16 protein-coding genes are annotated in these 15,442 nt (G+C 57.9%); 14 read left to right on the top strand and 2 right to left on the bottom strand.

What is annotated here, in order from left to right:
- The first annotated feature begins 112 nt into the window (after positions 1 to 112).
- From HIJ39_RS16990 to HIJ39_RS16935, 12 genes are all read left to right on the top strand, one after another.
- Positions 113 to 1,033, top strand: a complete 921-nt coding sequence (locus tag HIJ39_RS16990) for an AAA family ATPase (RefSeq protein ID WP_169101792.1) — start codon at positions 113 to 115, stop codon at positions 1,031 to 1,033.
- Entirely contained in the window at positions 1,030 to 2,175 is a 1,146-nt protein-coding gene (locus HIJ39_RS16985) for a VWA domain-containing protein (protein WP_169101791.1), read from the top strand. Before HIJ39_RS16990 ends, HIJ39_RS16985 begins: the two co-directional genes overlap by 4 nt.
- Before the next feature lie 42 nt (positions 2,176 to 2,217).
- Positions 2,218 to 2,667 (top strand): SRPBCC family protein, encoded by a 450-nt coding sequence (locus HIJ39_RS16980; RefSeq protein WP_169101790.1) that lies wholly within the window; start codon positions 2,218 to 2,220, stop codon positions 2,665 to 2,667.
- An 11-nt stretch (positions 2,668 to 2,678) separates the two neighbouring features.
- Positions 2,679 to 3,707: an XdhC family protein gene (locus HIJ39_RS16975; RefSeq protein ID WP_169101789.1), complete on the top strand. Its 1,029-nt coding sequence runs from the start codon at positions 2,679 to 2,681 to the stop codon at positions 3,705 to 3,707.
- On the top strand, positions 3,682 to 4,296 hold the full coding sequence (locus tag HIJ39_RS16970) for a nucleotidyltransferase family protein (protein WP_207711751.1): 615 nt from the start codon (positions 3,682 to 3,684) through the stop codon (positions 4,294 to 4,296). Before HIJ39_RS16975 ends, HIJ39_RS16970 begins: the two co-directional genes overlap by 26 nt.
- A 2-nt stretch (positions 4,297 to 4,298) precedes the next feature.
- Positions 4,299 to 6,263 (top strand): AMP-binding protein, encoded by a 1,965-nt coding sequence (locus tag HIJ39_RS16965; RefSeq protein WP_169101788.1) that lies wholly within the window; start codon positions 4,299 to 4,301, stop codon positions 6,261 to 6,263.
- Positions 6,263 to 7,033, top strand: coding sequence for an alpha/beta fold hydrolase (locus tag HIJ39_RS16960; RefSeq protein ID WP_207711750.1), 771 nt, complete (start codon positions 6,263 to 6,265; stop codon positions 7,031 to 7,033). The genes HIJ39_RS16965 and HIJ39_RS16960 overlap by 1 nt, the downstream gene beginning before the upstream one ends.
- Positions 7,034 to 7,043: 10 nt before the next feature.
- Positions 7,044 to 7,925: a sensor histidine kinase gene (locus HIJ39_RS16955; protein ID WP_169101786.1), complete on the top strand. Its 882-nt coding sequence runs from the start codon at positions 7,044 to 7,046 to the stop codon at positions 7,923 to 7,925.
- Positions 7,918 to 8,568 (top strand): response regulator, encoded by a 651-nt coding sequence (locus HIJ39_RS16950; RefSeq protein WP_243239786.1) that lies wholly within the window; start codon positions 7,918 to 7,920, stop codon positions 8,566 to 8,568. Before HIJ39_RS16955 ends, HIJ39_RS16950 begins: the two co-directional genes overlap by 8 nt.
- 16 nt (positions 8,569 to 8,584) lie before the next feature.
- The gene (tatC, locus tag HIJ39_RS16945) at positions 8,585 to 9,340 is read left to right on the top strand and encodes a twin-arginine translocase subunit TatC (protein ID WP_169101785.1); all 756 of its coding nucleotides are present in this window, start codon (positions 8,585 to 8,587) and stop codon (positions 9,338 to 9,340) included.
- Positions 9,337 to 9,549 (top strand): FeoA family protein, encoded by a 213-nt coding sequence (locus tag HIJ39_RS16940; protein ID WP_169101783.1) that lies wholly within the window; start codon positions 9,337 to 9,339, stop codon positions 9,547 to 9,549. The genes tatC and HIJ39_RS16940 overlap by 4 nt, the downstream gene beginning before the upstream one ends.
- Before the next feature lie 102 nt (positions 9,550 to 9,651).
- Positions 9,652 to 11,643, top strand: coding sequence for a heterodisulfide reductase-related iron-sulfur binding cluster (locus HIJ39_RS16935; protein ID WP_169101781.1), 1,992 nt, complete (start codon positions 9,652 to 9,654; stop codon positions 11,641 to 11,643).
- Positions 11,644 to 11,860: 217 nt separating this feature from the next.
- On the opposite strand, the gene HIJ39_RS16930 is transcribed toward HIJ39_RS16935, so the two are convergent.
- Positions 11,861 to 12,607 (bottom strand): hypothetical protein, encoded by a 747-nt coding sequence (locus tag HIJ39_RS16930; protein WP_169101779.1) that lies wholly within the window; start codon positions 12,605 to 12,607, stop codon positions 11,861 to 11,863.
- 211 nt (positions 12,608 to 12,818) lie between these two features.
- Between HIJ39_RS16930 and HIJ39_RS16925 the strand changes: the two genes are divergently transcribed.
- Together HIJ39_RS16925 and rpsD are read left to right on the top strand one after the other, a co-directional pair.
- A complete protein-coding gene (locus tag HIJ39_RS16925; protein WP_169101777.1) occupies positions 12,819 to 13,562 on the top strand; it encodes a CPBP family intramembrane glutamic endopeptidase in 744 nt (247 codons plus the stop codon).
- Between the two features lie 480 nt (positions 13,563 to 14,042).
- Complete coding sequence (gene rpsD / locus HIJ39_RS16920) at positions 14,043 to 14,648, top strand: 30S ribosomal protein S4 (RefSeq protein WP_169101775.1); 606 nt, start codon at positions 14,043 to 14,045, stop codon at positions 14,646 to 14,648.
- 571 nt (positions 14,649 to 15,219) lie between these two features.
- Here the strand turns inward: rpsD and HIJ39_RS16915 are convergent.
- Positions 15,220 to 15,442: hypothetical protein (locus HIJ39_RS16915; protein ID WP_207711749.1), on the bottom strand; the 223-nt coding region annotated here is incomplete at its 5' end.

The raw sequence follows: 15,442 nt of genomic DNA, 5'->3' as shown, positions 1-15,442 counted from the left end.
ATGTTGATCCCATGCGGTTTTTTGCGTCAATCGAGAAGAAGGAGGCTGCCCCCTCCGGGTCCGAATCTGGACCCTTTTGGGACAGCCCCGTCTTCATGAGGGGGACTCATTATTGCAGACCCATGTTCAGAGCCCCGCCGACTGGGCCCGCTCCTTGGCGGCCCAACATTACTTGGCGGATCGCGACTTGGCGGTTGCCGCCTACCTGGCGCTGAAGCTGGAGCGGCCGCTTTTACTGGAAGGCGAGCCCGGGGTCGGAAAAACGGAATTTGCCAAGGCGGCAGCCCTGGCGTTGGGACGTCCCTTGATACGGCTGCAGTGCTTTTATGGGATTGATGCTAAAAGCGCTGTCTACGACTGGAATTATGCACGGCAGATGATTGCCATTCGCTTGGCGGAAGGGGACTCTGCGCCGCGGGTCACCGCCGACGATGTATACGGCCGCGATTTCTTAATCGCGCGTCCGCTTCTCGAGGCGTTGACTCAGGTTCCGGCGCCCGTGCTCTTGATTGACGAGGTTGATCGCACCGATGAGGCCTTCGAGGCGCTGTTGCTGGAGTTTTTGGGCGAATATCAGGTGACCGTCCCGGAAATTGGCACGATTCGGGGAGAAGAAATCCCCTTGGTGGTGCTGACCTCCAATCGAACGCGGGAGATTCACGATGCGCTTCGGCGGCGTTGCCTATACGCTTGGATTGGGTATCCCAGTTTGCAGAGGGAGCGGGCAATTCTCGAAGAACGGGTGCCGGGTCTCGGGGAGGATTTGTCTAGCGCCATTACCGCCTTTGTGGCGCGATTACGGGAGGAACCGTTGGTGAAGCGGCCCGGGGTGGCCGAGACCATTGCTTGGGCGGAAGCGCTGAAAGCTTTAGAGGCCAAGGTGTTAACGCCGGAATTGGTAGAGTCCACCTTGGGGTTGTTGTTGAAGTACTACGACGATGTGGAGATGCTTCGTCGGCCGCATGGCGGCGGAATGACCAGCAGTCTGGTGCAATGGCTAGAGGAAAGCCGCATGGGTGTGAATGGGCGATGAGCAATGCAGCCTTGAATCTGGGCATTCTGCTGCGCGGGCTGCGTCGGCTTCACTTCGCCTTGGGATCCCAAGATTGGGAGGATGCCCTGAAGGCGTTGGCCCTGGCCGACCTATCCGATTCCGGGATGGTACGGGCGTCGCTTAAAGCTGTGTGGTGCCGCACTCATGATGAAACGGAGCTCTTCGACGCAGCCTTCGAAGCCTGGGCGCAACTGTTGCGTCGGCCGGAGAAGCCGCCGTTGATTGCGCAAGACACCTATCTAGCCCAGGTGGCGCGCCAACGGCGGCAAGAGACGCTGGTGCCCTCGCCCAATTGGCTCATCGCCCCGCCAAAATATCCGGTGCCGCCTATGGAAGACGGCGTCGCGGTGCCCCTGGCCCGCGGAGCCAGCGTGATGGAGCGCCTGTCTCACGAGCCCATGAATCGGTTAAGCGATGCGGAAATGGCTTCGCTTCTTTTATGGAGACAGCCGCGCCCGCCATTGACGCGGCGCTCCACGCGAACACGGCCGGGCCTAAAAGGGGATGCTTGGAATCCGCGGGAGACCATGCGGCGCGGCCAAGCGGGGGATGAGTGGATGACGTTGTGGTTTGATGCCCAAACCGAGGAACCGTTGCCGGTCACCATATTGCTGGACATGAGCGGATCCATGAGCGGCTACTTTCGTCCCCTTATCATGTTCTTTCACACCCGCGTACGGCGTGAGCGCCGCCTTGAAATTTTTGCCTTCAGCACTCGCCTGAATAACATCACGCGAGCGCTGAAGGTGTTTCACGTCGATCAGGCGCTGGCGGAGGTGGCGTCTTTGACGCCTGACCGCGGTGGTGGAACCCGCATTGCCGAAAGCCTTGAGCATCTGTGGCGCCGGGAGCGGGGACGCGGGATACACCCCAATTCCCGGCTGGTGCTCATCTCCGATGGGCTTGAAGACGGCGACGGCCATGGGCTTCGGGGATGGATTACGCGATTCGAGCGCTATTTGGGACGGCGGATAATCTGGTGGAATCCCTATGGATATGATGGGGCTCAGGTTCGCACCGCATCCTTGGCGGTTTTGGGCCAGACAGCGGATTTTCGCCGCATCGGGAGTTTTAAGGAATTGGACCGCGCCTGGGAGGCGCTTTCGGACGGTAGAAAATGAGAGGCGGACTTGTCATAATGAAGAGGAAAGGCAGGAGACGCAATGCGACTACAGGGACATAAGCTTATCGAAGCAGAACCCCAACTGTGCTATCGACTGTTGACCGATCCTCAAGTATTGGTGCGCACCATGCCAGGTCTTAAGAAGATGGAACCGTTGGGCGACAACAAATACACAGCTGAGATGGAAATGGGCGTGGCAGCCATTCGTGGACGCTATCAAGGCACCATGTCCATCGAAGACCCCGTTGAGGGCGCGTCGTACCGCCTGATGATGGATGGACAGGGACCCGGTGGATTTGTCAGCGTGAATATGCAGGTCAAATTCGAGCCCCAAGATCAAGGCACCGACGTGGTGTATGAGGGTGACGCCAAGGTTGGCGGCACGGTGGCCGGGGTCGGTCAGCGGATGTTGTCGGGGGTGGCCAACTTCATCATGAACCAGTTTTTCACCAAGGTTGGCCAAGAGGCTAAGAAGGCCCAGGAAGGCTAAGGGGGATTCGCATGTCCTCGATTCGTGAAGCGAGAAGTTTATGGGATAAGGCTCTCGGGTGGCATCGCGAGGGTCACCGTGTGGCCTGGCTGACGCTCGTGAAGGTAGAAGGGTCCGCATATCGGCGTCCCGGCGCCAAAATGGTGATGGCAGACCATGGCCACATGCAGGGGACGTTGAGCGGCGGTTGCTTGGAAGGCGATTTATTTGGCCACGCCGAGAAGGTGATGGCCACGGGACAGGCTAGTCTTCATCATTATGATCTCACCGAAGACGAAATGTGGGGCTTGGGGATTGGCTGTAAGGGGAAGGTCGACATCTGGATTGAGCCGTTAAATCCCGATCAGCCGTTTTGGACGACATTTGGTGAGGCGTTGCAACATGATCAGGCTTTGGTATGGGGAGCGGAGCTTCCGGAAGGCGGACGCTTCTTTGGCGGTGCTGAAGGCGCCTGGACCGTGTTCAGCGAGGACCAGCCGCCCTTTAAGGCGGTGGAGTTGCTTCAGAGTCCCCGCACGACAGGCGTGACCGACGGCTGGTGGTGGGACATCATGCGGCCTCCGTCCCGGCTGGTGGTAGCCGGTGCCGGCCACGACGCGGAACCGGTGGCTCAACTGGCGCATCAAGCCGGTTTCGATGTCATTGTGCTGGATCCCCGGGGGCACGTGAACAATGCCAAACATTTTCCCGACGCCGTGCATTGGGTGAAGGCGGCATCCGAGGTCGATCCCGGGGCACTGACGGGGAGTTTTTGGCTGATTATGAACCATCATCAAAGCCGTGATGAGGAGGCGCTGGCGTTGGCGGCACAGTCCCAGCCGAAATTTGTCGGTGTTCTGGGCCCGAAATCCCGCACTCAGGAAATGCTAGCGAAGACGGGCGTCAATCCCGCGGGCATTCCCCTTCACAGCCCCGTTGGCTTGGACTTGGGGGCAGAGAGTCCACGCGAGGTGGCGGTCAGCTTGGTTGCGGAACTCATGGCGGCCAAAAACGGAACCTCAGGGGGCTCGCTCAATGGAAGCGAACGGATTCATCGCTGAGGGAGCCGTGATGGTGCTGGCCGCGGGGTTGGCATCGCGGCTCGCTTTTCGCTCTAAGCCGGATTTGTTGTGGGTGGGAGACGAGACCCTGCTCCAACATCAGGTGGCAACCAGCCAGGCGGCGGGCTTTCATACTTTGGTTGTGTCCCGTCTACCCCGTCCGGAATTTTGGTCGGTCGTGAATCTGTCGGCGGAACAGGGTTTGTCGCGGTCCATCCACGTAGGGCTTCAGGAAATTCGCAGGAAACTGGGGTCGGTTGCCGTTGGAGTGTTGCTGGCGGATCAGCCGTTTGTCACCGCGTCCGATATTCGAGCCGTGTGGCATGCCTTTTCCCGGCGTCCGCCCGGGGTTCACGCGGTGCGGGCCCGCTATGGCGCTGTGCCCGGTCATCCGGTTTTTTTTGACCCCGCCTGGGATTCTCTGGTCGAGGCGTTGACCGGGGATCGTGGGTTAGGGGCGTTATGGCGCGAGCGCAGCGATGGGGTGTTTTGTGACGTGGAGGTCAAAGGACGCCCTCAGCCATCATTTGATATTGATACCGAATCCGCCTATCACCAGGCCCTTATGTGGGCGCGGGAGGAGGCTTAGCCATGGATTTTGAGAATGAGCCAATCGTGTGGCGACCCGATGACGAGGCAATTCGCGCCAGCCGTCTAGGCCAATTTTTGCAACATCATGGACTGGACGACCTTCAAGCCTTGCGCGACAGGGCGGACCGCGATCCCGAATGGTTTTGGGAGGCCGTCGTTCGCATGCTGGACTGGCCCTTTGCGACCCCCTATGAAAAGGTGATGGACGTCAGCCGCGGCATCCAATTTCCCCAGTTCTTTGTCGGCGGCACCTCAAATCTGGCTCTCGCAGCATTGGATCGGCATGTGGAACAGGGGCGGGCGGAGAAGGTGGCGCTCGTTGAGGAAACGGAAGACGGGCGCATCACCCGCTGGACCTACCGAGACCTAAAAAAGGCTGCGGACGCCTTGGCGCACGGTTTGGAAGGACTCGGCGTAACAGCGGGCGACCGGGTGGCGGTCTATTTGCCCATGGGTAAGGAAGCGGTGACCGCCATGATGGCGTGTGCCAAACTCGCCGCCATTGTGATGCCGGTGTTTTCCGGCTATGGCGCGTCAGCCATGGCCACTCGCCTGCACGATGCCGGTGCCAAGGTCGTTATTACAGCCGACGGTTTTACACGCCGGGGGCGTTTTGTTCCCATGCTGGACACGGCTCGAAAGGCCTGTTCTGAAGTTCCGACCGTGGATTGCCTTATTGTGGTAGACCGCGCCGGAACCCATCCGACCCTTTTTGAAGGGGAATGGGATTATCAACAGATTGTCGAGGCAGCTGGCGAGACGCCGTATCCGACTCGAATTGTGCCAAGTGAGACGCCGCTTCTGTTAATTTACACATCCGGCACAACCGGGAAACCGAAGGGGGCTATTCACCCGCATCTCGGTTTTCCGTTGAAGGCCACGCAAGATCTCTGGCATGCCTTTGATCTCCGGCAAGACGATGTCTTCTTTTGGTATACCGACATGGGATGGATGATGGGACCATGGATGGTCTACGGGGGACTGATCACCGGCGCCACATTAATGCTCTATGATGGAACCCCTGACTTTCCCGACGCCGGCCGCCTTTGGGACATGATTTCCCGCCATCAGGTGACGGTGTTCGGCATCTCGCCAACGGCTGTGCGGGGACTCATGGCGGAGGGGGATGAGTTTGTTCTGAAGCACGACCTGTCCTCGCTGCGCATCCTCGGGTCGTCCGGTGAGCCATGGAACCCGGGACCGTGGCGCTGGTTCTTCGACAAGGTGGGTGGCGGCCGCTGTCCCATTATTAATTACAGTGGAGGTACGGAGATTTCGGGCGGCATCTTGAGCGCCTTCGCCACGGAGCCGCAAAAGGCGTGCGCCTTTAATGGACCGCTGCCCGGCATTGCCGCGGACGTGGTCGGCGACAACGGGGATCCGGTGCGCCAAGCCGTGGGTGAGCTGGTCATCAAAAATCCTTGGCCCGGCATGACGCGGGGATTCTGGCAAAATCCCGATCGTTACCTGGATGCCTATTGGAGTCGGTGGCCGGACATCTGGGTGCATGGGGATTTTGCCTACGTGGATGCGGAGGGCTTCTGGTATATCCTCGGTCGCAGCGACGATACCATTAAGGTGGCAGGAAAGCGCCTCGGTCCCGCTGAAGTCGAATCGGTGCTGGTGTCTCATCCGGATGTTACGGAGGCGGCGGCCATCGGCGTTCCCGACGACGTCAAGGGGGAAAGCTTGGTCTGCTTTGTAGTTGCCCGGGAAAAACCGGGGCTGGAAGAGGAACTCGCCCTGTACGTCGCCGAACATATGGGGAAGGCCTTGAGGCCGCAGGCGGTGCATCGGGTGCGGGAGCTTCCGAAAACCCGCAATGGCAAGGTGGTGCGTCGCGTGATTCGCGCGAGCTACTTGGGCGAGAGTCCCGGCGACTTGTCATCACTGGAAAATGTCGACGCGGTCGAATGGGTCAAGCATACGGGTCGAAACCAAACCCATGATAAGGGGAGTGTGTGATGGAACGGACGCCATCGGGTCTCAAATATTTCGTAACGGGGGACGGGCCCGAGGCCGTCATTTGCCATCCCAGTTTGGGACTGGGCCGTTTCCTCTTCTATCGTTTGATTCCCTCCTTGTCGCGCCGCTACCAGGTGTTTGCCTATGATCCACGCGGGATTGGAGAGAACGCGGCGATGGACCCTAACCTGGCGGATTGGGTCGGCGATGTGGGAGAACTGCTGGATATTGCCGCGCGCCCAGTCCATTTAATCGGCGTATCATTGGGAACTTGGGTGATGTCCCGGGCCGCCGTCCGCTGGCCTCAGCGGGTGGCTCGGCTGGTTTTGATGGGAACAACCCCGGGGTTTGAGAATGGGCCTCAGGACATCGAGTCGCGCCGCACCGAGTTAAGTCAGCTCGGGATGGAGAGGTTTGCCCGCCAGTATGCTGAAAACACATTGGCGCCGTCCACCCCGTCAGAAATCCGCGATCAGTTGACGGAGGACTTGAAGACCGCCGATCCCAACCGCTACCTGGCGGCCATGGCGGCCATCTATCTGGTGGGCAACCGTGAGATTTTCCCTCAAGTGCTAAACGATACGCTGATTGTGGTGGGTAGCTTGGACCAGCGAACGTCGCCCGATATGGCCGACGCTGCGGCCCGTTTAATTCCTAACAGCCAGGTTCGGGTCGTACCGGATGCGGGTCATTTGGCATTGCTGGACCAGCCCGAACGGATAGAGGACTTAGTCCTGGAATTTTTGGCGACCGGGCGGCTGGTGGATTGAGGGGTAGCCTATGGATGACCGTTCGCGCTACTTGTGGCTAAAGCTACTGACGATATTGGGACCAACGGTGTTTGTGGCGGGCGGCGAGCTTTTTCGTACCATCTACCTGCGCCACCACTTTTCTCCCCCCGTGGTGAGCGCCATTGCCGTCGGCACGACCTTAGTCGGCGCCGTGGTTTTCTCCTGGTATGTGTTTCGTGCGATAGAGCACATCGAGCAGGAGCGGCGTTCGTACAAAGAGGCACTCTTGTCGCTCCAGGAACGGGAACGCATCGCGCGGGAAATGCATGACGGCATTGCTCAAAACTTGGCGGTCTTAAAGTTGGAGATGTACAAGCTTCGTGAGGGGTTGAAGCGCTTCGATCAGGCAGCGCTGATGAGAACGTCGGACGAGATCGAGTCGTTAATCAACCAAACATATTTGGAAGTGCGCCAAACCCTCTACGATCTGAGAGCGAGCCAGCGGCTGCACGAGGGCTTTTGGCCAACGGTGGAGCGGCAGTTGGCAGAGTTCGAGAGAATCAGCGGGGTCGCCACCCGGTTTGAGCCCCTGCGTCCGCCACGGGAGCTTTGGAACGAGCTTGCATCGATTCAAATTTTGCGGATAATACAAGAAGCGTTGGCCAACGTTCGCCGCCACGCCCAGGCGCGCCAGGTCACATTGGCCTGTCGGCTGGAAGGTCATACAGTCCGGTTTGTGGTCGCCGACGATGGTCAAGGGTTTCAGGTTGATAATCAGGGGTCCTTGGGCAGCGATCATTATGGACTTCAGGTGATGCGGGAGCGTGCGGAGGCGATCGGCGGGCATTTGGATGTCGAGAGCGTGCCCCGTAAGGGGACGACCGTGACCCTGACGTTTCCTGTGAGTCAAAGGAGCGCAGAGAATGGATAAAGCGCGACTGATGCTAGTGGATGATCATGCCTTATTCCGCTCGGCGTTGAAATCACTCTTAGCTGATCAGCCCGACATGGAAGTGGCCGCCGAGGCCGCCGGAGGGCGGGAGGCCGTGCGCCTTGCCGGGACGGTGCGGCCTGACTTGGTGCTGATGGACATTAACATGGCTGATGGGGACGGTGTCGAGGCCACGCGGATGATCAAGGATCGGTATCCCGAGATGGAAGTGCTGATGCTCACAGCCAGCGACGATGACGAATTGCTGTTGGATGCCGTGCGGGCGGGGGCATCAGGGTACTTGCTGAAGCACATGGAGCCGGAATCGTTTCTCACTGAGATTCGCCGTCGATTAAGCGGCGAAGGTACCATCTCGCTGGATGTGGCGGCCAAGATTGTCCATGCGGTGGCCGTCAAAAGTCATGCCGGTGAGACATCCCGGTTCGAGCATCTGAGTGAGCGGGAGCAGGAGGTGCTGTCCTTAGTCGGGCGCGGACTCACCAATCGCGAGATTGCCGATGTCCTCAATATTGCTGAGAACACGGTCAAGAATCATTTGCGCAGCATCTTGCAAAAACTGGGATTGGAGAATCGGGTGCAGGCGGCGGCCTACGCCATTCGGCACGGCATGGTGGATGCTTAGGAAGGCGGGATGACGCGTGAATGACCGCGAAATGCCCTTAACAGAACATTTAACCGAGCTTAGGAACCGTCTTGGGATTTCCTTGGCTGTGGTCGGTGTTCTGTTTTTAGGCGGATTCTTTGTTTCCCAGCGGGCGATGGATTGGCTGGTGCATCGCGCCCACGTCAAGCACATCATCGTCACCGGCGTTCCGGAAGCCTTTTTCTCCATGATTAAAATTGATCTCATCATGGCGCTGGTGGTGGCCTCTCCGCTTCTGTTGTATCAAGCGGCAGCCTTTATCTTTCCGGGATTAACATCCACCGAACGGCGGGTGGTGGCGATAGTGGCCGGACCGGGATTGGGGCTATTCATGGTCGGGATGGCTGCGGGCTTTTGGATTTTTGTGCCATTGGTTCTGCACGTGATGCTGAAATTTGTGGGCGGCGGCGTGGCGGAATACTGGACCTTGTCCAATTATCTGAACTTCATCATCTACTTGACGGTGCCCTTCGGATTTTTGGCCGAGCTTCCTCTTGTGGCAGGGGTGTTGGCCCATTTTGGCATTCTCGAACCCGCGACCTTACGCCGCTACCGTCGTTATGCGCTGGTCCTGTCCTTCTTGATCGCCGCTATTGTGGCGCCGCCGGATGCCATTTCTATGCTTGTTATCGGGAGCTGCATCTACTTGGTCTATGAGCTTTCGCACGTTGTCGCCCGCATCTTCTATCGCGATCCCAGCTCAACGGCTCCATCCACCATGCCTGAACCGTGGAGGGGAGGACAATCATGACCTTGGCCGAGGCCAAGGTGGGGACGACGGTGCGTATTGCGGCCTTTAAGGGCGCGCTGCAGGAGGCCGAGGCCATTCGGCTTGGTCTGGTGCCGGGCGCTGAGCTCACGGTGGTGCAAAAGCTGGGACGCGGGCCTGTTGTTGTGCAGCAGGGAGTCACCCAGATTGCCGTCGGCTATACGCTTGCACAGCGAATCCTTCTCGCATAAACCCAAGCTCGTCCGTTAACGCAAATCCCAATACTTGCACTTGGCAAGGAAATCGTCTCCGTATACACTGGAGGAAACCGCACGCTAAAGGGAGGATCCAGTGTGGGGATTAATCACGTTCTTTTCATTGTTGTATTTATTTTCGCGCTTTTGTGGTTTGGCCTTTTAGTTCAAGAAAAATGGAGTTACGTGATGTTGGGCCAACCCTTGGATCGCAGCCAGAATCCTGGTCAGCGCCTCAAGAGTGTGGCGACCTTTGTTTTTGGGCAAAAACGGTTGTTTAAGGACAAATACTCCGGACCGATGCATTTTACGATTTTCTGGGGATTTATCATCCTCACGATCGGTTCCATCATTTTTTTGCTGCGGGGGCTGTTTCCCAGTGTTGGCGCCCCAGCCGGTGTCCCCGCATCGATTTTGAACACGGCCACCGATGTGATGGCGGTGGCGGTCTTAATTGCCCTTGGTATGGCGGCGTACAAGCGTTATGTGATGCGTCCGAAGCGTTTGGTGCGGAATTTTGACGCCCTCGCGGTGCTGATTTTGATCGCCATTGTGGTGCTTTCCGACGTAGCCATCGAGTCGTTTGGACTCGCGCTTCATCCCCATTCGTCGTATGCACCCATTGGCGGGTTGCTGGCGCAGTGGCTCAGAACGTTTGGGCCGCTGGTCGACCAGCGGGGTATTTTGGTCGCTGATTGGGTGAAGCTCTTGTCTCTAATGGGGTTTTTGGTCTACCTGCCCTATTCGAAGCACTTTCACCTTTTTGTTGCACCGCTAAACATTTATCACCGCAACTTGGAGCCGCTCGGCAAATTGCCGGCACTTGACCTGGAGGATGAAAACGCCGAATCCTTCGGCGTCGGGCAAGTGACCGATTTGGCCTGGACCGACCTGATCGACGCCTATGCCTGTGTGCAGTGCGGGCGGTGCACCGAGCAGTGCCCGGCCAACTACACCGGGAAGCATCTCTCGCCTAAACAAATCATGGTGGATCTCCGCCATCAGTTAGAAGCCGTGGGGCCTATTCTGCTAAAGTCAGAGGCGGCCCGCACCGAGGAAGAGAAGGAGCGGTTGGAAATTCCCATGGCGGGCGGTGTGACACCGGCGGAGGACCTGTGGTCCTGCACCACCTGCGGCGCGTGTGTGGAGGCTTGCCCGGTCTTTGACGAACATGTCGTCAAAATTGTGGGTATGCGGCGCCATTTGGTGCTGACCCAAGGCGAGATGCCGGACGAGGCGCAAATGTTCTTTAAGAATGTGGAGAATGCCGGTAATCCCTGGGGACTGGGACTGGATAAGCGGCAGCAGTTCGCCGAGCAAATGGGCATCAAAGATCTCTCGCGCGGCGATCATGCCGACGTGCTGTATTGGATGGGCTGCGCGGCCACCTATGATGACCGGGCCCGCAAAGTGGCGGAAGCGACGGTGGGTCTCATGAAGCAGGCCGGCGTAGATGTCGGGGTTTTGGGCGCTCGCGAGACCTGTAATGGCGAAGCGGCGCGGCGCATGGGCAATGAGTATCTATTTCAGATGATGGCCCAGCAAAATGTTGAAACATTAAACGACGTCGGCGTCAAGACTATCGTGACAACGTGCCCGCATTGCTTCAACACCTTGAAGAACGAGTATCCCTTCTTTGGTGGGGAATATGAGGTGATTCATCACAGCGAGTTCCTCTCGCGGTTGGTGCAGGAAGGCAAGTTAAAGCCGCAAAACGGCACGGCTGCCACCGTCACCTATCACGATTCCTGCTATTTGGGCCGTTACAACAACATTTTCGACCAGCCCCGGGACGTCTTAAAGGCGGTGCCCGGCTTGGAACTTCGCGAAATGCAGCGGAGCCGCGAGCAGTCGTTCTGTTGTGGTGCCGGTGGCGGCCGCATGTGGATGGAGGAAAAAGTAGGCACTAAGATCAATCAGGCGCGAAGCGAGCAGGCGCTAGCCACCGGGGCAGACACGATCGCGACTGCCTGTCCGTTCTGTCTTACGATGATGCGGGATGGCGTGCAGTCCTTGGGCGCTGAGGAGCGTGTCAAGGTTAAGGACTTCTCGGAGATTCTGGCTGAGAATATGCTCCCGATGGTGAACTAGCGGTTAGAAGCCTTCTTTAAGCGAACCGAGTGCCTATTCAGGGGCACTCGGTTTGCTATTTATTCCTTCTTTTCGAGAATCGGAATGCTGCGTGACGGATGTTCGCCGGTTCGATGAATCCTGCTGGCGAGCGCCCGTAGCGGCCGGCGTCGGATTAGACAGCACACCGGGGTCGCTGCACGCTGCATCTTGGAATGGCGTGGACCCATCAGGGCCGCTACGATGAGGCGGCCCGATAGAGAGAAAATCCCCAGACCGGAACTGCGACCGATAAAAAGAGCGCCACTACAATATATAGGATGATGCCGATGACCGAGACTCGGGCCAGCAACAGCGAAAGGCCGACCAAGATCATGTAAACCAGCACCGCCAAAAATAACCCGCCCAGAAGCGCACCGTAATGACGGCTCTGGAACATCTGTCGGAAACTCTCACCCCAGGACAGCCGGTCAACGAAAAGCCCTCCGGCCATGCGAATCGCCCAGGGCAACGACAACACAAAGATGACACCAGCGACCACGCCGCCGACGACATGGAGTGCGGCAACCAATAGACCAGCGACGATGGAGAGGGCGATCATCCAAAGGAATCCGAAGAAATACAGACCCCAGGCACGGCCATAAAACCGCGTTGCGAACGACCAAAAGGATCGCCAAGCGACCGGGACCCCGGCTACCGCTTGCCCATACAAGCCATATAGGCCTGCCAATAGAAAGGGCCCCGCCGCCAGAATGACCAGATACATGACACCGACGCCCGCTAAATCACGCCCAGGTTGGACGGGAGTGACCGGCGCAGTGCCTGGCAATGTGGGATGATAAAAGGAGGATGCCAGCGTGCCCGCGCCCACCGCCGCAAGGATTGCCACCAGCAGAAGCACAAATACAATAGACCAGATGAGCGTACTCCAAACCGCACCTTTGGAAATGGTGGCGCGCCAAATGCGTAGACCTTCTGACAGCATGGGGTCGCCTCTTTCTGCGAAGCATTATTTAAAGGAGCCGAGGCTCTATCTGAATTATCCCACACCAGGTCCCGGCGTCTGGCAAATTAAGTCGGAATGTGCTGAGCCAAATGTTGGTTGAGCGAGCAGCCGATCGCGCTTGCGAGTGGGCCAAGAAATTGCCGCCAACCAGCCGTTTCGTTATGCTCTTTGCAGATAAGGAGGGGGTCCGTTGAATAGGTCGGAGACCTCACGGGACTGGGCAACCTGGGGGATTGCGTGGGGCCTCGGGATTCTGCTGGTGGTCGCGCTGGCGGGTGTCCTCCCCATCATTGTGATGACAATCTTAAAACTGGCCGATCTGGCTACCGTGAGCCAGGTGACTCATGGCTGGCCCGCCGTGGCATACTCTGCGGAAACCGAGTGCGCCTTTGGTGGGGCAGCTGCGGTGGCGTGGGTGGTTGCGACGCGTCATCTGTGGTTTGAAAGTCCATGGCGGTGGCGCCTATGGCTGAAAGGGCTGGCAGGCGGATTGGCAATCGGTGCGGCTCTAACCCTGGTGGGCGTGGGAATGCAGCAATGGCTGGGCCATACGCTGCCGTCAGATGCCCAAGACCTCATGGGACCCGCTGGCCATCACGCCGGTCCCTTGATGGCGATGCTCGTTATCATTGTTTTCCTCGCCCCAGTAATGGAAGAATGGCTCTTTCGGGGAACGTTGCAGACCAGTCTGGCTCGGGCAGCGGGGGCCCCCATCGCCGTTGGTGTGGTTTCTGTCATCTTCGCTCTGGTTCACGAGCTCGACTCCCCACATCCATTGGCCCATCCCTGGCTATGGGCTCCAATTCTTCCGCTGGCGGTGGTGCTTGGCATTGTCCGGGTGCGGTCTGCTTCGATGAGTGGCAATATTGGCATTCATATGGGTTTCAACTTGTGGGCGGCGCTGTTAATGCTGCTTCAGTTCTGGCATTCGTGATGCGCTCTCCTGCCGTCTCCCCAGGAACTTCCTTGTTCGAGACGCCATGGAAGTAGGAAGGACCATTGAACCTTCCGTTAATGGGGCATCATATCGGTACATCATGCAGCTCGCGTGCTCTAAGGCATCGGCACAGGCGCTGCGACTACCGACATCGCCGGATTGGCCGTCACCCAACGGGGACTCCGCTCGACGTCACTGGCCTTCATCGCAGCAGTGGCAGTATTTGTCACCATGACCGCGGCAACCGAGTTTTGGATGGCGGGTAAAGGCGGGGGACGAGATACGGCACCTGCGACATCCTATTCACCCTGAAACACTCGACGAACGGTTCAGCTGACAGTATTTCAAACTTTGTGGGGCCATACGGTTCAAAAATTGTCCTCCAAACGGGTTCTCTGGCGTTTAAAAATCCGGCACAACACAAAAAATAAAACGCTGCAGTTCCAACGGAACCCGTTATAAGGAGGTTGTTAGCTCATGGCGAGACTTACCGGGCCCAAACACAGGCTTTGCCGGCGTGCGGGAATACCATTGTGCGGTTCTCCAAAATGTCCCGCATTGAAACGTCCTTATCCACCAGGACAGCACGGGCGGACCCGCCGTCAACGGCAAAGCGAATACGGACTTCAACTCTTGGAGAAGCAAAAACTAAAAGCCATTTACGGGGTCAAAGAGAAGCAGTTCAAACGGTATTACGCCGAAGCACAGCGGCGGAAGGGCGTCACCGGCGATACGTTGGTCATGCTGTTGGAAACGAGGCTCGACAATATTGTGCGGCGGTTGGGCTTCGCTCGTTCGATCCACGGTGCTCGTCAGTTGGTCACGCACGGGCATATCACGGTAAACGGCAGGCGTGTGGACATCCCCTCGTTTCATGTTCGGGTCGGCGATGTGATTGGCCTCACGGAGAGGGGAGCAGTTCTCAAGACGATCGATGAATCACGGCAACAGGCCCCCATAGTTCCACCGTATCTGGCCTTTGATCCGGAAACGAGGGTTGGTCAACTGGCGCGACAGCCACTACGCAGTGAGATCCCGGTGAACATTAGTGAAAGTCTCGTCGTCGAGTACTTCTCTCGATAGACCCTTCGGAAAGCGCACCGTAGGCGTCTAGCAAGGGGCAGTCATGGAGAAATACTCGCGCTACTATCCCGCAGGGTGAGATGCGGTTCTCGCGAACCTGGGGTCGTCATATACGGCCTCGGGTTCTCTGTTTTTGTCCCGGTGGGGCGCTCTGATTTTCCTGGAGAAGGCCGGGTGGGAGTCCCGTTTCAATATGGGCCGTCCATGGTGTGATAGCATGAATCTGAACGTGAACCGTGCTGAAAGGATCTGATGCCGTGGCTGTGGGTTTACCCAATTAATGTCCAGATGGACACTTTATACTTCAAAACTACCTTGGTCATTTTATACTTCAAATATCGATGCAACACATCACCCCATGATACCCCGTTTTCTTCCAGCCTAAACAGATTGATTTATGTGGTTAATAAGCGGCTAACGGGCCGGATAGTTGCGTAACGCAACATTCTGTCAATGGGGTTAAGGAGAACCATGCGACCGCGAGCAACAGTCAACGCGCATGCGCAGGTGAAAACAATCCGCGCAAATTAGCGGACGAGGTCAGCGAAGCTCAGTTCAACTAGTCACGCCTTCACGGCTCCCCGGTTTCCGGCAGCTCGCGGGCAGTCCCGCTGTACACCGACAAAGTATATGCCCGGCGGTAGCGCTTATCCCGATTGGTCTCACGAATCGTGAGGGTCGTCCCGTCCAAGGTAATCGGGGCGACGGTGGCTTGGCGCCTAGCAGCTTGTGTGCGTAGTCGGTCCGCGATGCCGTCGCTCCGCATGTAGAGTAGCCCGTTAACTCGACCCTCA

Source organism: Sulfobacillus harzensis (assembly GCF_012933365.1).
Lineage (GTDB): Bacteria > Bacillota > Sulfobacillia > Sulfobacillales > Sulfobacillaceae > Sulfobacillus_B > Sulfobacillus_B harzensis.
This window is presented reverse-complemented; position numbering and strand designations above follow the sequence as displayed.